Annotated in this window: 26 protein-coding genes and 1 pseudogene; 16 read left to right on the top strand and 11 right to left on the bottom strand. The window is 70.6% G+C overall.

Going from position 1 to position 25466, the window contains the following annotated elements; genetic code table 11:
- Window positions 1-62 precede the first annotated feature (62 nt).
- Both SH922_RS02250 and SH922_RS02245 read left to right on the top strand, forming a co-directional pair.
- On the top strand, window positions 63-944 hold the full coding sequence (locus SH922_RS02250) for a GNAT family N-acetyltransferase (protein WP_393054011.1): 882 nt from the start codon (window positions 63-65) through the stop codon (window positions 942-944).
- A 237-nt stretch (window positions 945-1181) separates the two neighbouring features.
- Window positions 1182-1976: a hypothetical protein gene (locus SH922_RS02245; protein ID WP_393054008.1), complete on the top strand. Its 795-nt coding sequence runs from the start codon at window positions 1182-1184 to the stop codon at window positions 1974-1976.
- Window positions 1977-2386: 410 nt separating this feature from the next.
- Here SH922_RS02245 and meaB read toward each other — a convergent pair whose 3' ends face one another.
- The 3 genes from meaB to mutA are packed head-to-tail and all read right to left on the bottom strand — an operon-like array spanning window position 2387 to window position 7494.
- Window positions 2387-3424, bottom strand: coding sequence for a methylmalonyl Co-A mutase-associated GTPase MeaB (gene meaB / locus SH922_RS02240; protein WP_393054006.1), 1038 nt, complete (start codon window positions 3422-3424; stop codon window positions 2387-2389).
- Window positions 3425-3436: 12 nt separating this feature from the next.
- A complete protein-coding gene (gene scpA / locus SH922_RS02235) occupies window positions 3437-5638 on the bottom strand; it encodes a methylmalonyl-CoA mutase (RefSeq protein ID WP_393054003.1) in 2202 nt (733 codons plus the stop codon).
- Window positions 5638-7494 carry a methylmalonyl-CoA mutase small subunit gene (gene mutA, locus SH922_RS02230; protein ID WP_393054000.1) on the bottom strand — a complete coding sequence of 619 codons (1857 nt, stop codon included), beginning with the start codon at window positions 7492-7494 and terminating at the stop codon, window positions 5638-5640. The genes scpA and mutA overlap by 1 nt, the downstream gene beginning before the upstream one ends.
- Before the next feature lie 441 nt (window positions 7495-7935).
- On the opposite strand from mutA, the gene SH922_RS02225 reads away from it, so the two are divergent.
- From SH922_RS02225 to SH922_RS02215, 3 genes are all read left to right on the top strand, one after another.
- Window positions 7936-8364 (top strand): DUF6325 family protein, encoded by a 429-nt coding sequence (locus SH922_RS02225; protein WP_393053998.1) that lies wholly within the window; start codon window positions 7936-7938, stop codon window positions 8362-8364.
- A 58-nt stretch (window positions 8365-8422) separates the two neighbouring features.
- Window positions 8423-8731: an SHOCT domain-containing protein gene (locus tag SH922_RS02220; protein WP_393053996.1), complete on the top strand. Its 309-nt coding sequence runs from the start codon at window positions 8423-8425 to the stop codon at window positions 8729-8731.
- A gap of 381 nt (window positions 8732-9112) precedes the next feature.
- Window positions 9113-9913, top strand: a complete 801-nt coding sequence (locus SH922_RS02215; RefSeq protein WP_393053994.1) for a tyrosine-protein phosphatase — start codon at window positions 9113-9115, stop codon at window positions 9911-9913.
- A 230-nt stretch (window positions 9914-10143) separates the two neighbouring features.
- Here the strand turns inward: SH922_RS02215 and SH922_RS02210 are convergent, their stop codons facing one another.
- Together SH922_RS02210 and SH922_RS02205 are read right to left on the bottom strand one after the other, a co-directional pair.
- Window positions 10144-10716, bottom strand: coding sequence for a hypothetical protein (locus SH922_RS02210; RefSeq protein WP_393053991.1), 573 nt, complete (start codon window positions 10714-10716; stop codon window positions 10144-10146).
- Window positions 10713-11288, bottom strand: coding sequence for a hypothetical protein (locus SH922_RS02205; RefSeq protein WP_393053988.1), 576 nt, complete (start codon window positions 11286-11288; stop codon window positions 10713-10715). The genes SH922_RS02210 and SH922_RS02205 overlap by 4 nt, the downstream gene beginning before the upstream one ends.
- A gap of 239 nt (window positions 11289-11527) precedes the next feature.
- Between SH922_RS02205 and SH922_RS02200 the strand changes: the two genes are divergently transcribed.
- From SH922_RS02200 to SH922_RS02190, 3 genes are all read left to right on the top strand, one after another.
- Window positions 11528-11932 (top strand): DUF1992 domain-containing protein, encoded by a 405-nt coding sequence (locus SH922_RS02200; protein WP_393053986.1) that lies wholly within the window; start codon window positions 11528-11530, stop codon window positions 11930-11932.
- 47 nt (window positions 11933-11979) lie between these two features.
- Window positions 11980-12471, top strand: coding sequence for a GNAT family N-acetyltransferase (locus SH922_RS02195; protein WP_393053983.1), 492 nt, complete (start codon window positions 11980-11982; stop codon window positions 12469-12471).
- Between the two features lie 168 nt (window positions 12472-12639).
- Window positions 12640-13125, top strand: a complete 486-nt coding sequence (locus tag SH922_RS02190; RefSeq protein WP_393063444.1) for a DUF6328 family protein — start codon at window positions 12640-12642, stop codon at window positions 13123-13125.
- 12 nt (window positions 13126-13137) lie between these two features.
- Here SH922_RS02190 and SH922_RS02185 read toward each other — a convergent pair whose 3' ends face one another.
- The gene (locus SH922_RS02185; RefSeq protein ID WP_393053980.1) at window positions 13138-13965 is read right to left on the bottom strand and encodes a VOC family protein; all 828 of its coding nucleotides are present in this window, start codon (window positions 13963-13965) and stop codon (window positions 13138-13140) included.
- 200 nt (window positions 13966-14165) lie between these two features.
- Window positions 14166-14498: a DUF6479 family protein gene (locus SH922_RS02180; RefSeq protein ID WP_393053978.1), complete on the bottom strand. Its 333-nt coding sequence runs from the start codon at window positions 14496-14498 to the stop codon at window positions 14166-14168.
- Between the two features lie 198 nt (window positions 14499-14696).
- On the opposite strand from SH922_RS02180, the gene SH922_RS02175 reads away from it, so the two are divergent.
- The 3 genes from SH922_RS02175 (at window position 14697) to SH922_RS02165 (ending at window position 16787) form a co-directional block, all read left to right on the top strand.
- Window positions 14697-15119 (top strand): hypothetical protein, encoded by a 423-nt coding sequence (locus SH922_RS02175; RefSeq protein ID WP_393053976.1) that lies wholly within the window; start codon window positions 14697-14699, stop codon window positions 15117-15119.
- Between the two features lie 110 nt (window positions 15120-15229).
- Window positions 15230-16057 carry a hypothetical protein gene (locus SH922_RS02170; RefSeq protein WP_393053973.1) on the top strand — a complete coding sequence of 276 codons (828 nt, stop codon included), beginning with the start codon at window positions 15230-15232 and terminating at the stop codon, window positions 16055-16057.
- A gap of 193 nt (window positions 16058-16250) precedes the next feature.
- The gene (locus SH922_RS02165; protein ID WP_393053971.1) at window positions 16251-16787 is read left to right on the top strand and encodes a hypothetical protein; all 537 of its coding nucleotides are present in this window, start codon (window positions 16251-16253) and stop codon (window positions 16785-16787) included.
- 48 nt (window positions 16788-16835) lie between these two features.
- Here SH922_RS02165 and SH922_RS02160 read toward each other — a convergent pair whose 3' ends face one another.
- Both SH922_RS02160 and SH922_RS02155 read right to left on the bottom strand, forming a co-directional pair.
- Window positions 16836-17030, bottom strand: coding sequence for a hypothetical protein (locus SH922_RS02160; protein ID WP_393063833.1), 195 nt, complete (start codon window positions 17028-17030; stop codon window positions 16836-16838).
- 469 nt (window positions 17031-17499) lie between these two features.
- A pseudogene (locus tag SH922_RS02155) lies at window positions 17500-17682 on the bottom strand (hypothetical protein); the annotation flags it as partial.
- 429 nt (window positions 17683-18111) lie between these two features.
- On the opposite strand from SH922_RS02155, the gene SH922_RS02150 reads away from it, so the two are divergent.
- From SH922_RS02150 to SH922_RS02140, 3 genes are all read left to right on the top strand, one after another.
- The gene (locus tag SH922_RS02150) at window positions 18112-18615 is read left to right on the top strand and encodes an ATP-binding protein (protein ID WP_393053968.1); all 504 of its coding nucleotides are present in this window, start codon (window positions 18112-18114) and stop codon (window positions 18613-18615) included.
- Window positions 18616-18792: 177 nt separating this feature from the next.
- Entirely contained in the window at window positions 18793-20205 is a 1413-nt protein-coding gene (locus SH922_RS02145; RefSeq protein ID WP_393053965.1) for an NADP-dependent succinic semialdehyde dehydrogenase, read from the top strand.
- Between the two features lie 33 nt (window positions 20206-20238).
- Entirely contained in the window at window positions 20239-22626 is a 2388-nt protein-coding gene (locus tag SH922_RS02140; protein WP_393053962.1) for a phosphoketolase, read from the top strand.
- A gap of 54 nt (window positions 22627-22680) precedes the next feature.
- Here the strand turns inward: SH922_RS02140 and SH922_RS02135 are convergent, their stop codons facing one another.
- Together SH922_RS02135 and SH922_RS02130 are read right to left on the bottom strand one after the other, a co-directional pair.
- Entirely contained in the window at window positions 22681-23004 is a 324-nt protein-coding gene (locus SH922_RS02135) for a plasmid stabilization protein (protein ID WP_393053959.1), read from the bottom strand.
- A gap of 74 nt (window positions 23005-23078) precedes the next feature.
- Window positions 23079-24194, bottom strand: coding sequence for a chemotaxis protein (locus tag SH922_RS02130; RefSeq protein ID WP_393053956.1), 1116 nt, complete (start codon window positions 24192-24194; stop codon window positions 23079-23081).
- Window positions 24195-24317: 123 nt separating this feature from the next.
- On the opposite strand from SH922_RS02130, the gene SH922_RS02125 reads away from it, so the two are divergent.
- Complete coding sequence (locus SH922_RS02125; RefSeq protein ID WP_393053954.1) at window positions 24318-24812, top strand: DUF1269 domain-containing protein; 495 nt, start codon at window positions 24318-24320, stop codon at window positions 24810-24812.
- Between the two features lie 82 nt (window positions 24813-24894).
- Window positions 24895-25461: a hypothetical protein gene (locus SH922_RS02120; protein WP_393053951.1), complete on the top strand. Its 567-nt coding sequence runs from the start codon at window positions 24895-24897 to the stop codon at window positions 25459-25461.
- Window positions 25462-25466 lie beyond the last annotated feature (5 nt).

The following is a 25466-nucleotide window of genomic DNA, read 5'->3' as shown; positions in this document are numbered from 1 at the left end:
TTGCGGCGGGGGAGCCGGGGTGGTTTCGTACTCCGGTCCGTTCCTCCGACTACGGAGTCACCTTGCCGATACACCTCACCGCTCTGACCGATCCCGACCGCGGCGCCCACGACTTCCGCCTGGCGTGGCTGGCGTCCGACGAGGCGGGAGCGCCCGTCGGATCGGCGTTCCTCCGGGTCTTCACCCGGGAGGGCCAGGACCACCTCGCCGAACTGGAACTTCATGTGCACCCGTCGGAACGCCGCAAGGGCACCGGCTCGCAGCTGCTCGAAGCGGCCGTCCTGGCCGCCAGGGAGCACGGCCGCCGCTCCGTGGTGGCGCAGACCGAGGCCGGGACCCCGGGAGACGGGTTCCTGCGGGCCAGGGGACTGCGCAGGGTCCTCACCCTCACCTACGCCCGGCTGTCACTGGAGGCGGTGGACACCGCGGCCCTGACCGCCGTCACCCGGGAGCCGCACCCGGGCTACCGGCTGGAGTCCTGGGACGGCACCGTCCCCGGTCCACTGGCACAGACGTTCGCAGCGTCGCGCCGCGCCATGGACGACATGCCCATGGACGACACCGACTACGGCGCCGTCGTGTGGGACGTCGACCGGGTCATTGCCGTGGCACGGGCCGTCGAGGACCGCGGCGACCGCCTTCACACCGTGGCCGCAGTCGACGTGACCGACGGCACGATCGCCGGCTTCACCGAACTCGTCGTGCCGGGCGACGGACAGGGCGACGGCCAGCACTACGGGACGGGCGTACTGCCCGAGCACCGGGGCCACGGCCTCGCACGCTGGATGAAGGCGGCGTCCATCCTGCGGGCCCGCGAGCGCCACCCGGACCTGGGCGGCCTGCTCGCGGACACCGCCGACAGCAACACGTACATGCGGCGCATCAACGACGCGTTCGGATACGAGGCGACGCACCGCTCGATCGAGTACCAGCTCGATCTCTAGAGAGTGTCTCCTCGATGGGTTGGCCAGTTGATCGGATGTGTCAGTCCGGTCAGTGATCACTGACGCGATGCGGGACCGGATCGAGCCGCTGAAGCCGTCCGATCCGGTCCGTGGCGCCCGGTGAGCCTGCGTCTGACCCTGCCGCCGCTCGGCCACCGTGTGGTGCGCCGGGCCTGACGTGTACGCGGCGTTCTATAGTCACCCGGGTCGACCGTTTTCGTGAGGGGTCCGGAACGCATGCAGTCCAGTAGATCACTGGCCGGCATTCTGCTGAGCACCGTCGCCGTGCTGCTGCTCAGTGCCTGCGGGACGCAGCAGGTCGGGGCCGGGGCGCCGACGACGACGGAATCGCCGCACTGGCAGACGTTTGCGCCGTTCCGCGTGACTGCCGCCCGGCTCTCCGACGGCGGGCGCGCGCTCAGCGTCGACGCAGAGGTGCCCGGCAAGGGGAAGACCTGCGCGCGCGAGCTGAAGGCGGTCGTGTCCTCCACGTCTGAGCGCACCGTGTGGGTGCAGGTCACCTTCTCCGCCCTGACCGGCGACGCGCACGCCGACTGCTCGAAGACCGCGACCGGCACGGCGAAGGTGCGGCTGCCGTCCGGGCTCGGCCACCGCGAACTGGTCGTGGACAACGACACGACGTTCACCGCGGACGACGCCGACCTGCCCGACCTGCGCCTGTGCGGCGACCGCGGCTGCCACCCGGCACCCACCGGCTGCACCCCCGCCTCCTACGACCAGGCGGTGGCGGCGCTCGACGTGCCGAACCACACCTCCCGCGGCCAGGAGCACTGCGACGGGAAGTGGCTGGTGTTCGATGTGTCCTCGCGCATGGGCCCGGCCTGCGCCGAGGGTGAGGCGCCGGGCTGTGGGGCGAGCCTCGGCGACCGGTGGTTCTTCCGGGCCGAGAAGTCGGGGTGGGTGCCCCTCGCACGCGGCACGAAGGCGGGCTGCTCCGACGTGCACCGCGTCGAGCCCGCCTTCCCGGCCGCCCTGTGCGCCGACCTGCCCGCCCTGCGGCGCTCGAACTGAGCACCGCGCCAGGCCTGTTGCACTACGCGGGCCTGCAGCCCGGGCACACGCGGTGCCTCATGCCGGACGGCCACCGCGTGTGCCCGAGCAGAAATCCCCGCGACTCGATGCCGCAGACGGCCGTGACGCCGTCGTCCCGGAACGGCCGGCCAGGCCGTGCACCTCAGCGGGGAGCGCCCCGGGGGCGTGGAAGATCTGCCGGACGTCGGCGGGACCGCCGATCCACCGGAAGCGTTCGAGGGTCGCGAGTCTGCGGACGGTCTGGCAATCCAGGCCACCGGATTCCTGTTCGGGGAACGCGGACTGGTGGGTGACACACCACATTCGCTGCGATCCTGATTCGGACCGACGCTGACCAATGAGACAGGACCCAGGGCCGTCGATCTCCACGGGCGGCTCGATCTCCAGGGTCAGCTCGATCTCCGAGGTCGGCCGTGGTCCTCGTCGCGTCCGGCCGCCGGTCCCGGCGCCCGGAACACCTCCAGGATCTGCTCGGCGGCCAGCGTGGCGGGCAACGAGCCCTCCCGCACGCGCAGTTCGAGCTCCGGCGCGAGCGCGCGCACCCCGGGATGGCTGCGCAGGCTGTCCAGCAGGTCGTCCCGCACCATGGTCCAGGTCCAGTCGACCTGCTGCTCACTCCGCTTGGCCACGAGCCGGCCCGTCGATTCGAGCAGCTCCCGGTGCTGCTCCAGCCGCTCCCACAAGGTGTCCAGACCGCTGGACTCCCGGGCGCTGCACGTCAGCACCGGCGGAGTCCACGCCGCGTCCACGGGGTGCATCAGCCGCAGTGCGCCCGCGAGTTCACGTGCGGCGGAGCGGGCATCGCGCTCGTGCGGGCCGTCGGCCTTGTTCACCGCGATGGCGTCCGCCAGCTCCAGCACACCCTTCTTGATGCCCTGGAGCTGGTCACCGGTGCGGGCCAGCGTCAGCAGCAGAAACGTGTCGACCATGTTGGCGACCGCCGTCTCCGACTGGCCGACGCCGACCGTCTCCACCAGCACCACGTCGTAGCCCGCCGCCTCCATCACCACGATCGACTCGCGGGTCGCCTTCGCCACCCCGCCCAGAGTGCCGGCAGTGGGGGAGGGGCGCACGAAAGCGGCCGGATCCACCGCGAGCCGCTCCATCCTGGTCTTGTCGCCCAGGATGGAGCCGCCGGTGCGGCTGGAGGACGGGTCCACGGCGAGCACCGCTACCCGGTGCCCGAGCCCGGTGAGCATCGTGCCGAGGGCGTCGATGAACGTGGACTTGCCGACCCCGGGCACACCGCTGATGCCGATGCGCCGGGCGTTGCCCGAGTGCGGCAGCAGTTCGCGCAGCAACTGCTGCGCCAGCGCCCGGTGATCGGGCCGGGTGGACTCGACGAGGGTGATGGCGCGCGCGATGTGCGCCCGCCTCCCGTCGAGTACCCCCTTCACATAGCTGTCGAGATCGATCTTCGGAGCCATCGGTTCAGCGGCTCACAGCTCGTGACCGAGCGAGGCACCGAGCCGCGTCACCAGATCGTGGGCGGCGTCCGGAATCACCGTTCCCGGCGGGAACACGGCAGCCGCGCCCGCCTCGTGCAGCGCGTCGATGTCCTGCGGCGGAATGACCCCGCCCACCACGATCATGATGTCCTCGCGGCCCTCGGCAGCGAGCTCCTCACGCAGCGCCGGTACGAGCGTGAGGTGGCCGGCGGCCAGGGACGAGACGCCCACGATGTGCACGTCCGCCTCGACCGCCTGCCGGGCGACCTCGCCCGGCGTCTGGAACAGCGGGCCGACGTCCACGTCGAAGCCCAGGTCCGCGAAGGCGGTCGCGATCACCTTCTGGCCGCGGTCGTGCCCGTCCTGGCCCATCTTGGCGACCAGGATGCGCGGACGGCGCCCTTCCGCCTCCTCGAACGCGTCGACCAGTGCGCGGGTGCGGTCCACGGACGGCGACTCCCCTGCCTCGTTGCGATACACACCGGAGATCGTACGGATCTGGCCCGCGTGCCGTCCGTACACCTTCTCCAGGGCGTCCGAGATCTCGCCCACGGTGGCCATCGCGCGCGCCGCGTCGACCGCCAGCGCCAGCAGATTGCCCTCCAGCCCGGGACCCGGGTCGCGCCCTGCCGCCGCCGTCAGGGCGTGCAGCGCGTCCTGGCAGGCCTGCTCGTCGCGCTCCTCACGCAGCCGCCGAAGCTTCTCCAACTGCTGGGTGCGGACCGAGGAGTTGTCGACCTTGAGAACGTCGATCTTCTCGTCGGTCTCGACCCGGTACTTGTTGACGCCGATGACGGGCTGGCGCCCGGAGTCGATGCGCGCCTGGGTGCGGGCGGCGGCTTCCTCGATGCGGAGCTTGGGGATGCCGGCGTCGATGGCCTTGGCCATGCCGCCCGCCGCCTCGACCTCCTCGATGTGCTGCCAGGCCCGCCGCGCCAGGTCGTACGTCAGCTTTTCCACGTACGCGCTGCCGCCCCACGGGTCGATGACCCGTCCCGTGCCGGACTCCTGCTGGAGCAGCAGCTGGGTGTTGCGGGCGATGCGGGCCGAGAAGTCGGTGGGCAGGGCGAGGGCTTCGTCGAGGGCGTTGGTGTGCAGGGACTGGGTGTGGCCCTGGGTGGCGGCCATGGCCTCGACACAGGTGCGGGTGACGTTGTTGAACACGTCCTGTGCGGTCAGCGACCATCCGGAGGTCTGCGAATGGGTGCGCAGGGACAGGGACTTGGCGTTCTTCGGCTCGAACTCCTTGACCAGCTTGGCCCACAGCAGCCGGGCCGCCCGCAGCTTGGCGACCTCCATGAAGAAGTTCATGCCGATCGCCCAGAAGAACGACAGCCGCGGGGCGAACGCGTCGACGTCGAGTCCGGCGTCCCGTCCGGCGCGCAGGTACTCCACCCCGTCGGCCAGGGTGTAGGCCAGTTCCAGGTCGGCCGTGGCTCCGGCTTCCTGGATGTGGTAGCCGGAGATGGAGATCGAGTTGTAGCGCGGCATCTTCTGCGAGGTGTACGAGAAGATGTCGGAGATGATCCGCATCGAGGGCTTCGGCGGGTAGATGTAGGTGTTGCGGACCATGAACTCCTTCAGAATGTCGTTCTGAATGGTCCCGGCCAGCTTCTCGGGCGCAACACCCTGTTCCTCGGCGGCCACGATGTACAACGCCAGTACCGGCAGTACGGCGCCGTTCATCGTCATCGACACGGACATCTTGTCGAGCGGGATGCCGTCGAACAGCTGCCGCATGTCGTAGATCGAGTCGATCGCCACGCCCGCCATGCCGACGTCACCGGTCACCCGCGGGTGGTCGCTGTCGTAGCCGCGGTGGGTCGGCAGGTCGAAGGCGACCGAGAGACCCTTCTGCCCGGCCGCGAGGTTGCGGCGGTAGAAGGCGTTGGACTCCTCCGCGGTGGAGAAACCCGCGTACTGCCGGATGGTCCAGGGCTGGTTGACGTACATCGTCGGGTACGGGCCGCGCAGATACGGTGCCACCCCCGGGTACGTTCCGAGGAAGTCGATGCCCTCCAGGTCCCGGCCGGTGTACAGCGGCTTGACCGCGATGCCCTCCGGGGTCTCCCACAGAAGGTCGTCGTCGGAGGTGCCGGAGGACTCCTTGACCGCGGTACGCCACTGGTCCTCGGTCACCTCGGCGCCGCCGCCCGGCCCGAGCTCGATGTCGGAGAAGTCGGGGATCCGCATTACGCCACACCCATACGGTCGAGAACGGAAGAGAGAACGGCCACCACGTCACAGCCGGCGAAGACGTACTCGTCGACGCCCGTGTACGTACCGGGCCGTCCGGCCAGGTACACCCGCTGCGCACCGGCCGCGACGAGCACCTCGGCGACGTCGCCGGCCTGTTCGGCGTAGAGCGCGTCACTGGAACACAGGCAGACCACGTCCGTTCCCGCCGCCGCGAACGCTGCGGCGGCCGACGAGGCGTCCACCTGGACCGGCTCGTGGACGGGTTCGATGCCACCCGCCTGGAACAGGTTCGCCGCGAACGAGGCCCGCGCGGTGTGCGCCGCGGCGGGACCGAGCGCGGCGATGAAGACCCGCGGCCGGGCGCCGGTCGCCGCCAGGTGGGCGTCCGAACGGGCGCGCAGCGCCTCGAAGGCCTCGTCACGGCGGACCACCGGAAGGCCGCCACGCGCCGCGGCGGACGGGAGCGGCTCGCGCTCCACCGTGCGTTCCGCCAGTTGCGGGAACTCGCTGACGCCGGTGATCGGCTCCTTGCGCCGTGCCAGATCCTTGCTGCGGGCGGCCCAGGTGGCCGCGATGCGTTCCGCGACCATGCCGGAGCCGAGCGCCGCGGCCTGACCGCCGGCCCGCTCGATCTCCTGGAAGAACGCCCAGGCGGCGTCCGCGAGTTCGTCGGTGAGCCGTTCCACGTACCAGGAGCCGCCCGCCGGGTCGATGACCCGGGCCAGATGGGACTCCTCCAGCAGGATCGTCGACGTGTTGCGCGCGATGCGCCGGGCGAACGCGTCAGGCAGGCCCAGCGCATGGTCGAAGGGCAGCACGGTCACGGCATCCGCACCGCCGACTCCCGCACCCAGACAGGCCAGCGTGGTCCGCAGCATGTTCACCCACGGATCGCGACGGGTCATCATCACCGGCGACGTCACCGCGTGCTGGCGCTGTGCCCCGGCCTCCGGCGCCCCGCAGACCTCGGCGACCCGCGCCCACAGCCGGCGCGCGGCCCGCAGCTTGGCGATCGTCAGGAACTGGTCTGCGGTGGCCGCGTACCGGAATTCCAGCTGGGCGCAGGCCTCTTCGACACCGAGCCCGGACTCGGTCAGCGCCCGCAGATAGGCGACGCCCGTGGCCAGCGAACTGCCCAGCTCCTGGGCAGCCGAGCCGCCGGCCTCGTGGTACGGCAGGGCGTCGACGGTCAGCGCCCGCAGCCCTGGGAACCCGGCCGCGCAGTGCTTCGCCCAGTGGACGGCGGACGTCAGATCCGCCTCGCCGCCGGTGCGGGCGGCCTGACCCAGCGGGTCGGCGCCGAGGCTGCCGCGCACCGAGTCCGCCGGTACGCCACGCTCCGAGTGGAGCCTGAGCAACTCTGTGGCCGCGGCGTCGAGTTCGTCCCCCGCGTCGAGCACGAGCGGTGCCAGATCGAGATGGACGCCCTCCAGTGCTCTCGCCAGACCGGAGACCGGCACGCCGCCGGCGCCTCCGACGGTCAGCCACAGCGAGGTGGCACCGTTCTCCAGATCCCCGAGCACGGCTTCGTTGAGCCGGGCGGGATCCGTCGACGCGTGCCGCTGCCGTACCCCCCAGCCGCCCGCCGTACCGCCCTGCGGTGTACTGCCGCGGGTGAAGGGGGCGAAGCCCGGGAGACCGGCATCGGGCGCGTCGTCGCGCGAGGTGTAGAGGGGGCGGGTGATGAGCCCGTCCTCCACCGTGGTGGACAGCGCTTCCTCGGCGGCCGAACCCGAAACGTCCTTGCCCGACTTGCGCAGCACACCTTCGACGAGGCTCTGCCACTGCTCGTGGGCGGGATCAGGGAATTCGGCGGCCAACGAAAGCCCGTCGGCAGGCAGGACCGTCATGCCCAGATGCTAGGACAGGTCTCAGATGGGCAGCAGAGGCTCGGCCTGTGACCTTGCCCTCTCCGAGCGCACTTGATCCTTCACTTACGGTCGCGTCACTCGCCGGGAGGCTCGGCGCTTCCTCCATGGGTTCCGGCATTTGCTCCATGGATCGATGCGAAACATCGCAGATGCCTGCCCGACATGAATGCCGTATGGCACGTGCGGGTGAGTGTGATCTGGAGGCCGGTGCGGTTCGTGCTTCTCACGCCTCGACGGCGCCCCTGATCCGCGCAACACGTCCAGGGGGCGTGCGGCCCTCACCCCTCATTGGATGCTCCGCCGCCGCATTCGGGTCCGCTGTCCCGACACTCCTCCGGCTGGTAGTGATTTGCCATAATGCAGCAATAAATGTCCGAAGTTATGCTGCTGGCAATTCATCCTTCCGGAGAGGACACGCTCGTGGCTGTGGGACCTGTGGAGTACCTCGTCGTCGCCTTCCCCGGCAGCCGGTTCACCGGTGCCATCGCCCCGGCGCTGGCTGAAGCGGTCGCGTCCAAGGCGGTGCGCATCATCGACCTGACCTTTGTGTACCGGGCGGAGGACGGCGCGATCGACATCGTCGAGTTGGACGACCTCGACCCCGACGACCTCGTCTCCTTCGAGCCGGTCGAGGGCGAGGTCACCGGCATGCTGAACAGCGACGACATCGAGGCGCTGGCCGAGAGGGTGCCGCCGGGCAGTTCCGCGGCGCTGATCGTGTGGGAGGACCTGTGGGCGCTGCCGCTCACCGAGGCGGTCCGCGCCTCGGGCGGTCAGCTCGTCGCCCATGAGCGGATTCCCGCCGAGGTTGCGGAGGCCGCTGTCTCTGCCGCAGCCTCCGCACGCTGATCCCGCACGGCACCGCACTGGAAAGGCCTATGACATGCCGATCTTTCGAGGACCTGGAATGAACCGTCGCGGACCCGGTCTGCTCGGGGCGGTGGCGCGTACGGCCGTTGTCGCGGGTACCGCCTCGGCGGTCAGCGGCCGCGTCCAGCGGCACCAACAGGCGAAGTTCGCCGAGAACGACGCCGAGCAGATGGCCGCGGAGCAGCCGCGTCAGGAGACGCAGGCACAGCCTGCGCAGCAGCAGGCGGCCGAGCCGCCCGTCGACGATCTGATCAGCCGGCTGGAACGGCTGGCCGAGCTGAAGAAGCAGGGCATCCTGACCGATGCCGAGTTCGAAGCGCAGAAGACAAGACTTCTGGCGGAGTGATGTTCCGCCCGGCGGCAGCCGCCCGCCCGGCGGAATCATGGGGCGTGACCCCGTTCTGCCCAGGGGGCATGACCGGCCGGCCGCGGTGCCTGCATGCTCGAGTGGCGCAGTGGTGCGTTCCGTACGCCGGATCAGCGGCCCCGTTACGTTCCGGCGGGCGGCGCGAATCCGGATCCGGGGGCTTCCCGGCGTCGGGCGGACATGCGACGTCCCAGGCCAGAAGCCCTGAGCGGCGCATCCCCTCTTCCTTTCGCCTGCCCGGCACGCCCGATCGATGATCACCGGCGTTTTACTTTGTCGATTTCCCGACATCATGCGACTTTTGATCCGGCCAGGCCGAAATCAATTTCGGATACGTGTCGGGAAAAGAGGAAGTTCATCGTGCAGACCGCCAGGGCCGTCCCGGCAGCCTCTGTTCTCAACCTGCGGGACCTGGGTGGCATCGCCGTGGGGCCCGGCCGGCAGGTACGGCCGGGCGTGGTGCTGCGCTCCGGTCAGCTCAGTGGCCTGGACCCGGTGCATGACGGGGCGGTGGCCGAACTGGGCATCCGCACCGTCGTCGATCTGCGGACCGCGGACGAGCGGGCCTCGGCTCCCGACCGTCTGCCGCCCGGAGCCCGCCTGTTCGTCGCCGACGTGCTCGGGGACGACCCGGGCGTGGCACCGGCCCGGCTCCGTGCCCTGCTCGCCGATCCGGTCGAGGCGGAGAGGCTGCTCGGCGGCGGCAAGGCCGAGGAGATGTTCGCGGAGACGTACCGGCAGATGGTGCTCTCGCCGCGTGCCGCTGCCGCCTACCGGGCCTTCGTCGAGACGGCCGCCGACGCGGCGGCGCGCCCCGTGCTCTTCCACTGCACGGCGGGCAAGGACCGCACGGGCTGGGCGGCGGCCGTGCTGCTGCTGCTCCTCGGCGCTTCCCGGGACGTCGTGAGGACGGAGTTCCTCGCGGTGAACCCGGTGGTGCGCGTCGCCTTCCGGCCGTACGTGCAGAGCTTCCTCGATGCGGGCGGCGACCCCGAGATCGCCTCCGCGATCATCGAGGTCCGGCCCCGCTACCTCGACACGGCCCTGGACGCCATGGACGAACGCTGGGGAGGGCTTGACGGGTACGCGCGCGACGGGCTGCGGATTCCCGTCCCTGTGCTGCGGCGGTTGCGCGGCGAACTCGTGATGACCGCCCAGTGACTTCTCCGCGAGAGCCCCCGAGACGACACAGGTCCGACCGGCTGCAGGGGCAACCGGTCGGGACGAGCGGCCGGCGCGGCGGACTGCCGGTGCACGGCCACTGATCACGGCATGCCTTCTGCCGCCCGCGCGTGCGCGCCGGCGGCAGAAGGCATGCCTGCAGGACAGACTAAGGCCGGAGTCATGTGTGAATCGTCTGCTCGCAGGCCCGTAGTGGGTGACGGTGTACCTCACACGTTCAGCAGCCGCTCGGTGAGGTCGCGGTAGTGCTGCAAGGTGACCCGCAACTCCTCGGTTCGCATCCCGGGATCGCCGTCCCGTCCTGCGGTGCCGAGCGTGCGCCGGTACTCCCTGAGCGCGTCCGTCAGGCCGTCGACAGCGGTGTCGAACGTGCTCGCGGCTTCCTCGACCGCCCGGTGCGGGCTCTCGACGAACTCGCTCACCGCGTGCTGGAGCCGCTCGGAGAGCCGGTCGTGGTCACCGTCCGGGAAGAGGGGGTGGGTTGTGCCGGGTGTGCTTTCCCTGGTGGCCGGCCGGCTGCCGGTCACCGGTTCCCCCGGCATGCCGTCGCCGGGCAGGGCCGCCGCGGCGGGGGCGGCCTTCGTGTGCGGCATCCCGGTCGGCGGGGCATCCTGCTTCCGTGCGGCACCTGTTGCTCCGGCGCCCGTGGGGCCATGGTCCCCGGCGTGGGTGCCCGTGGGGCCGTGGTCCGTTGCACGGTCGGGGGCGGCGGCCCGGGGCTTCTTGGCCGTTTCGGGGACCTCGGTGGGGATGCGAGGTGTGGATCCCGTGTCGTGATTCATGCCTTGCCACTTCCTTCCGCGTGGTGCGGGTGCCGGCGAGCCGGCCGGTCCGTGCCGTTCGCGACGAGCACGTCGAACAGGCCGCGGGCCTCCAGCAGTGCCTCGCGCATCTCCTCAGTGCCGCCGTCGCCCTGTTTGGCGGCGTGCACCAGGCGATAGCCGTTGACGTGTTCGGCGTGGTGAACGGAGAGTGCGGCGCTCTGCTCGCCGAAGTCCCTGCCGTCGGGGAAGCCCAGGTCTCGGGCCAGTTCGGCCAGCAGGGCGTCCGCCTCGGCGACTGCCTGCTGGGGCGCGTCCACGAAGCCGGCCTCGATCCGCGTCCAGCGGTCCGCGTACTGCGCGCGCGCCTCGGTCGTCAACGGACGCTCGTGCAGGGACCGGTGCCGCTTCAGCCGCTCGTGCAGCTCGCGGTCGGCGGCCTTGGCGTCGCCGTGGTGGCGTTCGACGGTCCGGTCGTACTCGGGTCCGAAGCGGCGCCGCATCCCGTGCCCGCCGGTCTGTCGTGCGTAGCGGAAGGCCAGTGCGCAGGCCGCCACGAAGGCGACCGCGACGATGATCACTACGGTCGTCATGGTCACCACTCCTGCCGGTTCTCGGTCCGCTTGTCGCTGTGTTCCACTCTCACCATCCCTTTCGGATCGTGCCCCGGCGCAGTGTCGGCCGGGCGTGCTGCTCGTGTACCCCGCCGTCCGCGTTCAAGGCCCGGAACCTGCCCGCCGACTGTGTTCCGGGCGGGCTCCGGCCGCTGCTGTACGGCCCCTGGGTATCGTGAAGGGGCTGCATCACACGCATCTCCGAGAGGGGCATCACGGTGACCGAGCGCAAACCCGCGGGCGTCAGCTTCGAGTCGTGGGTCGACAAACAGATTCGTGAATCCGAACAGCGTGGTGACTTCGCCCAGCTGCCGGGGTTCGGCAAGCCCCTCGAAGGACTTGACCGCCCGTACGACGAGGCGTGGTGGATCAAGGCGAAGATGCAGCGCGAGGGCGTATCCGTGCTCCCGCCTTCGCTGGCCCTGCGCAAGGAGGCGGAGGACACCCTCGCCGCCGTGCCCGGGACGCGGACCGAGGCCGAGGTGCGACGGATGCTGAACGAGATGAACGAGAAGATCGCCGAGGCCGTCAGGCGCCCGCCGCAGGGGCCGCTCCTGAAGCTGAAGCCGTTCGACGTCGAGGCCCTGGTCGAGGAGTGGCGCACCACACGACGCTCCCCCTGAGGCTGTCGGCGGCTCCTTTCCCATCCTGGATGCGTAATACTCGATGTATGAGATCAGGTATTACGTCACGCGGCCGCCGGGCTCTGGGTGAAGAGGTGGGGATCAGACGGGCCGATGCCCGGGACGCGAAGCGGCTGACCCGTCTGGTCCGGACCTCCCGTGCTTACGGGGGGCCGTACGCCCCCATGGTCGCCGGATACCGGGTGGGGCACGAATACGTCGAGACGCACAGGGTCTTCGCAGCCGTGGGCGAAACCAGTGACCGGCTGCTCGGCTTCTACGCCCTGATCCTCGACCCGCCCGAACTCGATCTCATGTTCGTCGCCGACGATGCGCAGGGCGCAGGCATCGGACGCGTGCTCATCGGGCACCTGAGGGACGAGGCGTACGAGGCCGGACTCACCGAGGTGCGCATCGTGTCGCATCCGCCGGCCGAGGGTTTCTACACGAGCGTGGGAGCCCGGCGGACCGGCACAGTGAGGGCCGCACCGCCGGCAGTGATGTGGGACCGTCCCGAACTGATGCTGCCGATCGCCTGACAGCAGGAGAGCGGGAGGGGAGCCGGAGCCCTTGCGGCATGGGCCGGCCCCCGCTCACCGGACGGGCCCGGGCCCACCCGGAGGTCTACCGTGTCAGAACAGGCGCATTCAGGCGCTGCGCGTACCGGACGGAGGTCCACGGTGAGCCCACCCGGGGAGGAGCACGGCATGGACCGCGGGTGGGGGCGCAAGGAGACGGCGGAGGAGCGGGCCGACCGCCGGTGGACCGACTTGCTCCAGGAGCTGCGCGTAGCCCAGACGGGCGTGCAGATCCTCTTCGGCTTCCTGCTCGCCGTCGTCTTCCAGCCGCGCTTCGTGGATCTCTCCGACACCGACCGCACGATCTACGTAGTCACGGTGATGTTCGGCTCCGCCACGGCAGGTGCGCTCATCGGCCCGGTGTCGTACCACCGACTGCTCACCGGCCGGCGACTGAAGCCCCAGACGGTCACCTGGGCGTCACGCCTGACCGTGATCGGGCTGCTCCTGCTGTTCTGCACGATGTGCTCGGCGCTCCTGCTCATCCTGCGCGTGGCGTTGCACAACGCCCTCGCCCTCTGGCTGGTCGGCGGGATGGCGCTGTGGTTCCTGGTCTGCTGGTTCGTCTTCCCGGCCTGGGCGCTGGCCCGGTCCCACGGCCGTCACGAGAGATGACGGTGCCCGTGGTCACGCCGCGCCGGCGGCCCCGGCCTTGTGGACGTCCGTGAGTGTGAAGAGCCCGCCGTCCGGATCGATCAGCGTAGCCTCGCGCCCCTCGGGCCGGGACAGCTCCTCGACCAGAGAACCGCCGTGCGCATGCGCCGAAGCGATGGCGGCGCTGACGTCGTCGACCGGGAAATTGACCTGCCAGTGCGGACGGACCAGCGGCTCGGGGGCCGCCTCGACCGCCCCCGAGCTGATTCGGGCCAGCTGGCGTCCACCGCACTGCACGATCACCTCGTCCTTCGCGTACGCCACCTCGCAGGAGCCGGGCCGGCCGCTGGCCCAGTCCAGGACCTCGCCGTAGAAGATCGCGGCGTCGAAGGCGTTCCGCGTGCGCAGCCGCAGCCAGGCGTGCGCATGGCCGTCCGGGGCGGGCGGTGAGGTCGCGGGCGCGGTCCGCTCCCAGATGCCGAACCCCGCGCCGTCCCGGTCGGCGGCCAGGGCGCCGCGCCCCTTGCCCAGCGCCAGCGGGCCCACCGCCACGGTGCCGCTGCGCTCCCGGATCCGGGCAGCGGTCACATCGGCATCCTGGACGGCGAAGTACGGCGTCCACGCCACCGCGACGCTGAAGGTGGTCGCCACAGCGCCGATCCCGGCGACGGGTACGTCACCGCGGCGGGCGACCGAGAACTCCTGACCGAGCTTGCCCGGCCGGAACGTCCAGCCCATCACCGGGCCGTAGAACTCCTGGGCGGACTCCAGGTCCCGGGTCATCAGGTTGACCCAGCAGGGCGCCGCCGGCCCGGTCAGCGGTGCGGGCGCGGATGCCGTGCCAGGGGTGCTTCCGGTCATGTTCCTACTGCCTTCATGGGGAGTGCGGCAGGTGTGTGCCGGTGGTCTTCGGGACTTCACCAGCCTCACCGCGTGCGGGCGGTCCCGCAACACGCGGCCCCGCCGCCCGGGGCGGCCACCGCGCGGGCGGGGGGCCGGGCGGCAGGTGTTCCGGGACGGTGGCGGAAGCAGTCCCCGGAACCGCGGGGAGGCCCCTCAGTTCAGTCGCGCCGCTCGTCGTTGTCCCGGTGGATGGTCTCGTTCCCGTGGTCGCCGAGCTCGTAGGGCGACAGCCCCCGGCCGTCGGCGGGGAAGTCGTCGTCCCCGTGGACGTCGAGCTTCTCGACGTGGGTGCGGTGGTCCGGTGCCATCGGCTGCTCCTCGGGCCGGGGCGGTGGCAATTCCTCGGCGCGCCGACGCCTGCCCAGCCAGACGGCGCCGATCAGCACAGCCACCAGGATCACGCCGACAACGCCCAGCACCGCCCCGGTCGCGCCCCGTCCGTCCGCGAGGGTGAGGGCCAGGGAATTCAGGGCTCCATCCGATACGTCCATGCTTGCCGGATACCCCAGGGCGGGGCCGTCACTCGGCTCTGACGCCTAATTCATGTTTTAAGTGGATATCACCACCCAAAGTGTTTGGGATGTCGCGAGGCCGTTCGCCGTGGGGCCCGCTGGGTGCCCGGGTCGCCCGTGTCGCAGGCCTCCGCCCGCGGGGTGAGCCTGGAGGTAACCCCTTGGGAAGGAACCGCGGTGAACAGCACACAGGACAAGCAGCAGTCCGAGGAAAGCCGGGACGGCCGTGAGGTGTCGGTCGTCGTCAGCGGGTGCGAGAAGGACGACGCACGCACGGTCTTCGACGTGCTGCGGGCCGCTTTCGTCACCGACCGGGCCTCGGTCGACGTACCGCAGGACGTCACCGGCAAGCGGCCCACGGCATGGGTCGTGACCGTAGACGTCACCGAGGCCCGGGTAGTGTCCGGGCCGGTGCGGCTCGGTGCGCCCGTCACCGCCGACGTGCAGGGCGGCTACTGGGCGGTCGACCGGCTCCGGCAGAGCCTGGCGGGCGCCTTCGCCGTGCGGGTCGTGGGCACCGTGTCCGGCGACCAGGAGGAGGAGGTCCGCCTGCGGCTGGAGAACAAGCAGGCCGAACGCTCCGCAGGCCCGGGCTCATGACGCGGAGCCGCCGCCCGCCCCGTGGAGCAGGCGGAACGAGCTCTCGGTAGGGGGTGCAGTCACGTCGGCCCGGCCAGCGTGATGAGGGCAACGAGGGGGAGGAGCGGCCCTTGTCAGAGCAGTACGCTTCACTGTCCGCCATGAAGCTCACGCAGACGACTGTGAACGATCTGCTGGCTCAGCTCGGCCCGGCAGGCGGCTACATGTACCTGCCCGGTGATCTGGACCCGCAAGCTCTGACCGACCTGCTCGCCGGCAGGTACGGAGCCTCACGCACCCTCGTCCTCGACGGCTTCGCCGATCCGACGGTCGATGATTCCAGGGGCGCGGCTCTCCTTGTCCCCTTCGAGGACCGGGCGGTGAAGATACGCGCGTGGGCGTACGGGAATCAGTGGGTCGGGACGGGTACGGCGCGAGACGACGAAGGCGTCGAGCGGCCAGTGCTGGTGGTCGCTCAGAGGCAGGTGCCCGAACCCCTGGCTGTCGCTCCGGACGAGGACGTCGACTGGATGGAGCGGCTCATACGGATCACCGGCCGGACGCAGTCCGCCCGGCGGGCGGACGTGCACTGGGCGGAGGTGGAGTCGCGCCTGGGAACTGGGCTCCCGACCGACTACAAGCGCATGGTCGAAACGTTCGGCGAGGGCGCCTTCGACGCATATCTGAGCCTGAACCAGGAGCCGTGGACGGATCTCAGGGAGGACGGACTGCTCATCTGGGCGGGCACCGAGCACGAGGACCTTTACTGCTGGCGGGCCGACGGCGACGACCCCGACCGTTGGCCCGTCGTTGTCCGGTCCTTCGATGGCGAGGACGTCCCCTTCGGCTACCAGGCCGCGCAGTTCGTCTGTCGCATCCTCGTCGACCCGCACCACCCGTTCACGATGGCCCGCTATTTCGACACCCACTGGTTCATGAACTACCGGGAGAGCGACTGACCGAACCCCACCGCCAACGGCATCCGCAGCCCGGTTGTGGGAGCCTTCGGACAACAGGGCGGGAAAGCTCGTCTGCCACGGCAGGCTCACCCATTGAAGTGAGATCTGACGCTGAACCTCGGACTCAGGTCATAGTGCCTGTGTTCCGACCAGGTACGGGCGTGCCAGGCGCGGACCTGTAGGCTCCGCGCCCGTGGACGACATACGGCAGACGACCATCACCTTCAGCGGAATCCTGACGCGGGAGGAGTTCGACGAGGCCCTGGCGGCAGCCGGCTGGTTCCGACGCCTGCGGTGGCTCGTTGTCGTGGCCGCGGCCCTGATGGCGACGCTGAGCCTGAGGCCCGTTACTCACGGCGGCCCGATCAATGTTGGTCTGCTGATGCTCGCTCTTGTTTACGGTGTGCTCGGCCTGTGCCTGCCCCGGCTGAAAGCCGGCCGCATGTTCCGTGCCGACCAGGCCACGGGGGAGAAGCAGGCCGTCATCGACGACGCCGGCTTCGTCCTCTCGCGAGGCTCCGAGGAACTCATGCGGGTGCCGTGGCGCACCATGCACCGCTCCTACGAGGCGGAGCGGGTCTACGTGGTGACCGGACGCCTCGGCTGGAAGGCCTGCCTGTTGATCGTGCCCAAGCGGCTCCTCACCACGACCAGCGAGACCGAACTGGCGGGCGTTCTGCTGGCGGCCCCGTTCCGCCGCTCCAAGGGCATGCGGACACAGGGCCGTTAGCCTCTCCCGGTCAGCGCCGGGTTGCTGAGACCCGCATGTGCATGTGGGTCACTGGCGGGCCATGTGCATGCGCATCTCGCTCTCGGCGTCGAGGATGAGGTCGCCGGACAGGTCGACGGTGACGCTGTGGAGGGTGCCGGTGAAGCGGAACGGCGCCCGGTAGTCGGGGGTGACGGCAGAACCGGGGTTGGCGCCGCAGGCCATGCCGCCCGGATTGAAGGTGATCGGGGTGGTGATCGGCATGTCGCTCTCGCCGACCAGGCGGCCGTCGATGTAGAGCTGGGCGCGGCCGGGTGGGCTCGAACTCGAAACGCAAGGCGTGCCGCCCCTCGGGGAGTGTCTCGCTGGATGCGACGTGGTGCAGGGCCCGTTGGACGTAGTTGTGGGCGGACCATGTCGATGATGTGCGCGAACTGGTCGCGGACCTCACCGCGGGCTCGGATACCGGCCGGCCAGTGGACGAGGAAGGGGTAGCTGACGCCGCCGCGGTAGGTCTCCCGCTTCCACCGCCGGAACGGGGTGTTGCCCGCCCACGTCCATCCCCACGGGTAGTGGTTGAACGTGGCCGGGCCGCCGATCTCCTAGATGGCGCCAGGCTCTCCTCCAGCGTCTCGGGCGCGTTGTTGAAGGCCTGCAGCTCGTTGGTGGTCCCGGTCACCCCGCCCTCGGCGCTCGCACCGTTGTCGGAGACCACCGTGATCAGCGTGTTGTCGAACTCGCCGGTCTCCTTCAGGGAGTCGAGCAGCCGCCCGAGGTGGTGGTCGGTGTGGGAGAGGAACCCGGCGTAGACCTCCATCATCCGCGCGGTCAGGCGCCGCGCGTCGGGCGTGAGCGACTCCCACGCGGGCGCGCGACGGCGAGCACAGCGCCGTGGCAGCTCCGTGATCGCCGCCATGCCGTTGGCATGGTGGTTGCGGCCCGTGATGATGCAGGAGTGCGTCCGGCTCGGTGCGGAGAGCGACGGCACCCTCTCCCCGGTGGCCCTGAGGTCATCACCCGTACGCCTCGCATCAGCTGCCGACGAACTCGCCTCGGCTGTCTGCCGGGCTCGACCCCGACGAACCGCGGCTGTGCAGCGATCCGCTTCGCGCGCTTCCGCTCACTGCGGACCGGCTGCTGCCGTATCCGTCCTGAGATCCGGCATGGGGCCGTCGGCGCATGGGCGCTGGTCACCGGGGGTGCGCGGCCGGATGTGTTGCGCAACCGGCTCTGCGGCCTCACCCTAAGGAGTGACCCAGAAGTGACATCTGCTCACTCTTCGTATTCGGGGGTCGTTGGTTGAACGGGGCGAAGCATGTGGGCCTCGATGTGAGGAGCCTCGACGATGACCGTTCCACTCGACCGGCACTATCTGGTCGAACTCCAGGTATCGGCAGAGCGTGTGTCCCAGCTGCGACGAATCGTGGCCGCACATCTCCGCCACTGGAGTCTCGAACTCCACATCCGGCCCGTGTGCCGTGCTGTGGAGGAGCTGCTGACCAACGTCCAGCGGCACGTCGGTGACGACAACACCTGTGTCCTCGAACTCCGCTGGTCCGGACGGCACCTCACGGTCTCCGTCGCCGACAACGGATCCGATATGCCGCGACTGCTCCACGAGGGCGGCGGCCTGAGCCGCGTCATGGCCCTCAGTGACAGCTGGGGCACCTGCCGGACCACCGAGGGCAAGGTCGTCTGGTTCACCCGGTACGCGCAGGAGCCCCAGCACATCGAGCTGGTGCCGCTGCCGCCGCTGCCCGGAGTCCGCGAGTTCCGCCGGCCGCCTGCCGTGGTCACGGAATTTCCCACGGCCGCCCCGGTGCGGACCGACGTACCCGCCCTCGTCTGAGGCGCGGCACGGACCGGCCCCACGCACCCGTCCGAACCCACAGCCCTTCCCGGCGCGGATCGCATGCCTCAGGCATGCATGGTCCGCGCCGGTCGGGTATGCGGATGGCGGGGCCCGCGTTGCGCCGCCACGTGCGGCGCGGCACGGTCGAAGTACCGATGCAAGGAGGCCACAGCCATGCCCATCGCGACGGTCAACCCCGCGAACGGCGAAACGCTCAGAACGTTCGACGCACTGGGAACGGACGAGATCGAGCGGCGGCTCGCCGCGGCGGACGCCGCCTTCCGGGAGTACCGCACCACCGGATTCGGCGAACGGTCCCGTCTGCTGAACCGGGCCGCCGACCTCCTCGACGAGGACCAGGAGGACATCGCCCGCACCATGACCCTGGAGATGGGCAAGCCCGTCAAGGCATCCCGTGCCGAGGCCGCGAAGTGCGCCAAGGCCATGCGCTGGTACGCGGCCCACGCCGAGGAACTCCTCGGCGACGAGCACCCCTCGCCCGCCGACGTGGAGGACTCCGGTGCGTCCCGTGCCTACGTCCACTACCGGCCGCTGGGCACCGTGCTCGCCGTGATGCCGTGGAACTTCCCCCTCTGGCAGGTCGTGCGGTTCGCGGCCCCCGCACTCATGGCCGGCAACACCGGGCTGCTGAAGCACGCCTCGAACGTGCCGCAGACCGCGTTGTACCTGGGCGACCTGTTCCACCGGGCCGGCTTCCCGGCCGGCTGTTTCCAGACCCTTCTGGTGGGCTCCGGAGCGGTCGAGGCGATCCTGCGCGACCGCCGGGTGGCCGCGGCCACCCTGACCGGCAGCGAACCGGCCGGCCGCGCCGTCGCGGCCGTCGCGGGCGACGAGGTCAAGCACACCGTCCTGGAACTCGGCGGCAGCGACCCCTACCTCGTGCTGCCCTCGGCCGACGTCGCCAAGGCAGCGCGCACCGCCGTCACCGCCCGCGTCCAGAACAACGGGCAGTCCTGCATCGCCGCCAAGCGGTTCATCGTGCACACGGAGGTGTACGAGGAGTTCGCCGAACGCTTCACCGTGGGCATGCGCGACCTGACCGTGGGCGACCCACTGGAGGAGTCCACGGACATCGGCCCGCTCGCCAGCGAACAGGGGCGCACCGACCTGGAGGAGCTCGTCGACGACGCCGTGCGACAGGGTGCGAACGCCCTGTGCGGCGGCGGCCGGCCCGAGGGCCTGACCGGCGGACTGGAGCGGGGCTGGTTCTACACCCCCACCGTCCTCGCCGGGATCACTCCCGCCATGCGCATCCACCACGAGGAGACCTTCGGCCCCGTCGCCACGCTCTACCGGGCAGACAGCCTCGACGAGGCCGTGGAGCTGGCCAACGACACGCCCTTCGGACTCAGTTCCAACGTGTGGACCCGCGACGCCGAGGAAAGCCGCCGCTGTATCCGCGACCTGGAGGCGGGCGGCGTCTTCTTCAACGGCATGACGGCCTCGCACCCCGCGCTGCCGTTCGGCGGGGTGAAGCGCTCCGGATACGGACGTGAGCTCGCCGGTCACGGTATCCGCGAGTTCTGCAACGCCACCACCGTCTGGTACGGCCCCGAGCCTCGGTAGCCGGCCACCGCACACGCCCGCTGAGAGGTGACCATGAGCGACGCTCCGCCGTCCTCATCGACGACCTGCCCGACCGACGAAGAGGTGGCCGCGCTCGACGCGCACTGGCGGGCCGCCAACTATCTGGCCGTCGGGCAGATCTACCTGATGGCCAATCCGCTGCTGACCCGCCCACTCGTCCCCGAGGACATCAAGCCCCGACTCCTCGGCCACTGGGGCACATCGCCGGGGCTCAACCTCGTGTACACCCACCTCAACCGCGTGATCAAATCGCGTGGCACCCCCGCGCTGTGCGTCTGGGGCCCCGGTCACGGCGGCCCTGCCGTCCTCGCCAACTCCTGGCTGGAGGGCAGCTACTCACAGACGTACCCCGACGTCAGCAGGGATGCGGCGGGCATGGGCCTGCTGTTCAGGCAGTTCTCCTTCCCCGGCGGCGTCCCCAGCCACGTAGCGCCGGAGACGCCCGGCTCCATCCACGAGGGCGGCGAACTGGGCTACGCCCTCGCCCATGCCTACGGCGCCGCACTCGACCACCCCGACCTGCTGGTCACCTGCGTCATCGGCGACGGCGAGGCGGAGACCGGACCGCTCGCCGGCTCCTGGCACGCCAACAAGTTCCTCGACCCCGTCCACGACGGAGCCGTCCTCCCGGTCCTTCACCTCAACGGCTACAAGATCGCCAATCCGGCCGTGCTCGCCCGCCTCCCCGAGACGGAACTCGACGCCCTGCTGCGCGGCTACGGACATGAGCCGCTGTACGTGGCGGGGGACGACCCCCTCACGGTGCACCGGGCGATGGCCACCGCGATGGACAGCGCCGTCGACCGCATCCGGGAGCTCCAGGACGCCGCCCGGACCGGCGGCGACTCCCGGCGCCCGCGCTGGCCGATGATCGTGCTGCGTACCCCGAAGGGATGGACCGGACCGGCCGAGGTCGACGGAGTGCCCGTCGAGGGCACCTGGCGCGCCCACCAGGTCCCGCTGCCCGGGGTCCGCGACAACCCCGAGCACCTGCGACAGCTGGAGCGCTGGCTGCGCTCCTACCGGCCCGAGGAACTCTTCGACGCCACGGGAGGCCCCTCGGACCAGGTCCTCGCCTGCGTGCCCGAGGGAACGGCGCGGCTCGGCGCCACCCCGTACGCCAACGGTGGGCTGCTCCTGCGCGACCTGCCGGTCCCGGCCCTCGACGAGCACGCGGTGCAGGTGGAACGGCCCGGGACGGGGCTCCACGAGCCGACGCGGGTCCTCGGCGGTCTGCTGGAGGCCGTCATGGCGGCCACCGCCGACCGTCGCGACTTCCGGGTCGTCGGGCCCGACGAGACGGCGTCCAACCGCCTCGACGCCCTGTACGAGGCCACCGGAAAGGCCTGGCAGGCGGGGACCCTTCCGACCGACGAGCATCTCTCCCGTGACGGCCGTGTCATGGAGGTCCTCTCCGAGCACCTGTGCCAGGGCTGGCTGGAGGGGTACCTGCTCACCGGCCGTCACGGCCTGTTCTCCTGCTACGAGGCGTTCGCCCACATCGTCGACTCGATGGTCAACCAGCACATCAAGTGGCTGCGGACCTCCAGGCGGCTGCCCTGGCGCCGCCCCATCGCCTCCCTCAACTATCTGCTCACCTCGCACGTCTGGCGCCAGGACCACAACGGCTTCTCGCATCAGGATCCGGGCTTCGTCGACCACATCCTGAACAAAAGCCCCGAGGTCGTACGCGTCTATCTGCCCCCGGACACGAACACCCTGCTGTCCGTGGCCGACCACGTGCTGCGCAGCCGCGACTACGTGAACGTGATCGTGGCCGGCAAGCAGCCGAGCTTCGACTGGCTCACCCTCGACCAGGCCCGGGCACACTGCGCGCGCGGAGCGGGCGTCTGGGAATGGGCGGGTACCGAGGACGGCAGCCGCGAACCCGATGTCGTGCTCGCCTGCGCCGGAGACGTACCCACCCTGGAGACCCTGGCGGCTGCCGGTCTGCTGCGGCGCCATTTGCCGGAGCTGTCCGTGCGGGTGGTGAACGTCGTCGACATGGCCCGGCTCATGCCGCACGGTGAGCATCCGCACGGGATGCCGGACTCCGAGTACGACGCGCTCTTCACCCGCGACAAGCCGGTGATCTTCGCCTATCACGGCTATCCCTGGCTGATCCACCGGCTGGCCTACCGCCGTGCCGGCCACGCCCAGCTGCACGTCAGGGGATACAAGGAGGAGGGCACGACCACCACGCCCTTCGACATGGTGGTCCGCAACGACCTCGACCGCTACCGCCTCGTCATGGACGTCATCGACCGTGTCCCGGGTCTGGGCGTCCGCGCGGTGGTGGTGCGTCAGGCGATGGCGGACACCCGGACCCGCCACCACGACTGGATCCGCGAGCACGGCACGGACCTGCCGGAGGTGGCCGAGTGGACCTGGGAGGGGTGAGTGCAGGGCGGGGGCCCGGACGGATGAACCGTCCGGGCCCCCGCGGTGCGCGAGTCAGCGGCCGACCGCGCGGGCCAGCTCGGCCTTCGTCATCGACGAACGCCCCTTGACGTTCTTGTGCTTCGCCTCTTCGTAGAGCTGGTCGCGGGTGGGTCCCTGAGCGCCGCTGTGCGAGCGCAGCCCGCCGCGCCGCGAGGACGGGATGTCCTCGGTCGACGTACGGCTCGCGGTCCTCGACTCACCGGCGCGGGCGCGCGCCTTGTTGACCGTCCTGGCGGCGATCTCCTCCGCCCGGTCCTCCCCGACGCCGCGCTCCTGGGCGCTCTCCTTGATGTGCTCGTACTGCCGTTCCCGCTTCGGATTCGATCCGCGTGGCATGGTGCGTTCTCCTCTCGGGGCTACGGCCCGGGACCTCTCCAGTGTCACAAGAGAGGCAGGACCACAGCCACCGCTCAGTAGCGCAGCGCCGCCGCGATCCGGCCGTGCTCCTTGAGCGATTCGTCCGCGACGAAGACGACGTCGGCGCCGCCGTCCAGCGCCGCCTCGACCAACTCGTCGACGATGTCCTCACGGACCTTCTCGTCCGCCGGGTCCGCGGCGTCCCCGCTGACCGGCACCAGGTGCTCCTGGTCGACCCGGACCGTCTGCTGGTAGTGCTCCTCCACTGCCACCAGTCCGGCGCGTCCCTCCCGTACGGCGGCCCACACCTCGTCGAGGCCCCCGGCGAAGGCGCGCCGCCCGCGGGCTTCGTCCAGCTTGCCGTCGATCTCCGCGGCGAACCGCTTCTGCCGGGCCTCCAGCGCGGGCCGCAGTTCGGTCAGCAGATCGCTGGGCGAGGTGTCGGCCGGTGCGCCCTTGGTGACCCGGCCGGCCGCACCCTTGGCGCTCTCGCCGACCTCGTCGAGCAGTGCGAGCGCCGGAGCGAGGCCGACCAGGTACAGCGGGCGAGGATCGGTGGCCAGCACCCTGCGCAGCTTCTCGTCCACCGTGCGCAGGAACTGCCGGGTCTCCTCGTCGCTGAAGGTGCTCGGGGTGTCGCCGATCCGCTCTTCGCGCTGCGGGTTGGGCGCCTCGCGCGGAGCCGTCAGCGGGAAGCCGCCGATGTGCTCCTCGTGCGCGGCATCGGACGTCCCGCTGAACAGGGTGGCGTGGTCCGCCGACACCGTGAGCGCCCAGAACGGCTGCGCCTGGGCCTTCGCGGCGACCAGGTTGCGGGTCAGATAGGTGTCGCTGAGCACCACCCGTTCGGGCGCGGTGCGCGGCAGCTGCCAGATCTGGTGGTCGTCCGCCGTCGCGAGGACGACCAGCGCGTCCAGGGCCCGGCGCGGATCGATCTCGGCGACCGCCCGGTCGAGCTGCTGCTTGACCGCGGCGCGCACCTCGCGGGTGACCCCGGGGTCGGCGTCGAGCCGGTTGCCGGCCTCGGACACCAGGTTGCGCAGCCTTACGGCGTCCTGGGCGTTGTCCGGGGCGCGCCGATGGGTCGGCATGGTCAGGGACAGGGCCGGATAGGGCTTGGCCGCGCGGAGCTCTTGCAACAGACCGGCGGTCAGGGCATCCGTATCCATCAGTTCCCTCCCGGGGGGACTTACGCGCACTGGGGTGCGGAGCGGGTGATTCGACGAGTCAATTCATACCTTTTGATCCTAATATGGGCGAGTTGGCTATTCCGGGTTCGGGAGGTATGCGCGATGTCCACGCTCACCGTGTGGAAATTCCAGTCGGCCGAAGGCGCGGAGGACGTGGAGACGACGCTGAAGTCCCTTCAGAAGGAGGGGCTGATCAAGATCCTGGACGCCGCTCTCGTGAGCTGGCCCGCCGACCGCGCCAAGCCGCGCACGAAGCAGCTGCTCAACCTCGTCGGCGCGGGCGCCCTGAGCGGCACCTTCTGGGGCATGCTCTTCGGGCTCATCTTCCTGATGCCGCTGCTGGGCGCCGCCATCGGCGCGGCCGCCGGAGCGCTCGGCGGCAAGCTGGCCGACATCGGCATCGACGACGACTTCATCGCCGAGGTCAAGGAGAAGATCACGCCCGGCACTTCGGCCCTGTTCCTGCTCACCATGAACGAGGTGCCCGACCGGATCAGTGACGCGCTCCCGGGCGGCGGCGCCGAACTGCTCCACAGCAATCTGGACACCCGGAGCGAGGAGCGGCTCCGCGAGATCTTCGGCGAGGACGCGGCATGACCTCCCGGGAGCCGGCCCCGCGACGGGGCCCCGTCTCACCGGCACCCACTTCCTTTCGTACTTCCGAGCAGACGGAGCGTCCGTGAACCAGACCAGTCCCGTGCGGCGCGCCCTCGGCGGCCGCGCAGCCCGCAGCCTGACCCCCGCCGTGCTCGCCGCGGTGCTCGTCGCCGGAACCGCGGCCTGCGACAGCTCCGACACCTCGTCGCAGGGCACGGCCAGAAGCACCCGTACGGTGTCCGCGGAGCCGGACGCCTCTCCCACGGCCACCGAGAGCCAGCGCACCCAGGAGGACTTCGCGGCCTCGGTCTCCGCCGATGTGGAACGCAACCGGCAGAAGGCCGTGGCGACGCTCAAGGGCGTCGAGGGGAAGGGCAACGCGGTCGAGGACGTCTCCGTCAACGGTCTCCCGGTCGCGGCGTCGGAACAGTTCCGCAGCGCCCTCGTGCGGGTGACCAACCGCACCGACGAGGCTGCCTTCTACGCCGTGCGCGTGGAGTTCGTGGACGCGTCCGGAAAGGTGCTGGACTCCGTGGTGCTCGGCTTCGCCGACGCCCCGCCGAACCGGACGGTCAGTCAGCACGCCAACAGCCGCAAGGCCGCCGGCGTGAAGTCGTTCCCCCGGATCGCCCAGGCCGAGCGCAGCTGACGGCC

Source organism: Streptomyces sp. LN549 (genome assembly GCF_043203805.1).
Taxonomy (GTDB): Bacteria; Actinomycetota; Actinomycetes; order Streptomycetales; family Streptomycetaceae; genus Streptomyces.
Note: the sequence above shows the minus strand (reverse complement) of the source record. Positions and strands in the feature narration are given on the sequence as shown.

What these genes read in the sequence shown, in the direction of transcription:
- SH922_RS02190 (WP_393063444.1), top strand. Translation starts at nt 12,640, where the DNA reads ATGGACCGCGGGTGGGGGCGCAAGGAGACGGCGGAGGAGCGGGCCGAC.
- SH922_RS02195 (WP_393053983.1), top strand. Translation starts at nt 11,980, where the DNA reads ATGAGATCAGGTATTACGTCACGCGGCCGCCGGGCTCTGGGTGAAGAG.
- SH922_RS02210 (WP_393053991.1), bottom strand. Translation starts at nt 10,716, where the DNA reads ATGAATCACGACACGGGATCCACACCTCGCATCCCCACCGAGGTCCCC.
- SH922_RS02160 (WP_393063833.1), bottom strand. Translation starts at nt 17,030, where the DNA reads ATGCCGATCACCACCCCGATCACCTTCAATCCGGGCGGCATGGCCTGC.
- SH922_RS02145 (WP_393053965.1), top strand. Translation starts at nt 18,793, where the DNA reads ATGCCCATCGCGACGGTCAACCCCGCGAACGGCGAAACGCTCAGAACG.
- SH922_RS02140 (WP_393053962.1), top strand. Translation starts at nt 20,239, where the DNA reads ATGAGCGACGCTCCGCCGTCCTCATCGACGACCTGCCCGACCGACGAA.
- mutA (WP_393054000.1), bottom strand. Translation starts at nt 7,494, where the DNA reads ATGACGGTCCTGCCTGCCGACGGGCTTTCGTTGGCCGCCGAATTCCCT.
- SH922_RS02130 (WP_393053956.1), bottom strand. Translation starts at nt 24,194, where the DNA reads ATGGATACGGATGCCCTGACCGCCGGTCTGTTGCAAGAGCTCCGCGCG.
- scpA (WP_393054003.1), bottom strand. Translation starts at nt 5,638, where the DNA reads ATGCGGATCCCCGACTTCTCCGACATCGAGCTCGGGCCGGGCGGCGGC.
- SH922_RS02180 (WP_393053978.1), bottom strand. Translation starts at nt 14,498, where the DNA reads ATGGACGTATCGGATGGAGCCCTGAATTCCCTGGCCCTCACCCTCGCG.
- meaB (WP_393054006.1), bottom strand. Translation starts at nt 3,424, where the DNA reads ATGGCTCCGAAGATCGATCTCGACAGCTATGTGAAGGGGGTACTCGAC.
- SH922_RS02125 (WP_393053954.1), top strand. Translation starts at nt 24,318, where the DNA reads ATGTCCACGCTCACCGTGTGGAAATTCCAGTCGGCCGAAGGCGCGGAG.
- SH922_RS02185 (WP_393053980.1), bottom strand. Translation starts at nt 13,965, where the DNA reads ATGACCGGAAGCACCCCTGGCACGGCATCCGCGCCCGCACCGCTGACC.
- SH922_RS02245 (WP_393054008.1), top strand. Translation starts at nt 1,182, where the DNA reads ATGCAGTCCAGTAGATCACTGGCCGGCATTCTGCTGAGCACCGTCGCC.
- SH922_RS02150 (WP_393053968.1), top strand. Translation starts at nt 18,112, where the DNA reads ATGACCGTTCCACTCGACCGGCACTATCTGGTCGAACTCCAGGTATCG.
- SH922_RS02135 (WP_393053959.1), bottom strand. Translation starts at nt 23,004, where the DNA reads ATGCCACGCGGATCGAATCCGAAGCGGGAACGGCAGTACGAGCACATC.
- SH922_RS02220 (WP_393053996.1), top strand. Translation starts at nt 8,423, where the DNA reads ATGAACCGTCGCGGACCCGGTCTGCTCGGGGCGGTGGCGCGTACGGCC.
- SH922_RS02205 (WP_393053988.1), bottom strand. Translation starts at nt 11,288, where the DNA reads ATGACGACCGTAGTGATCATCGTCGCGGTCGCCTTCGTGGCGGCCTGC.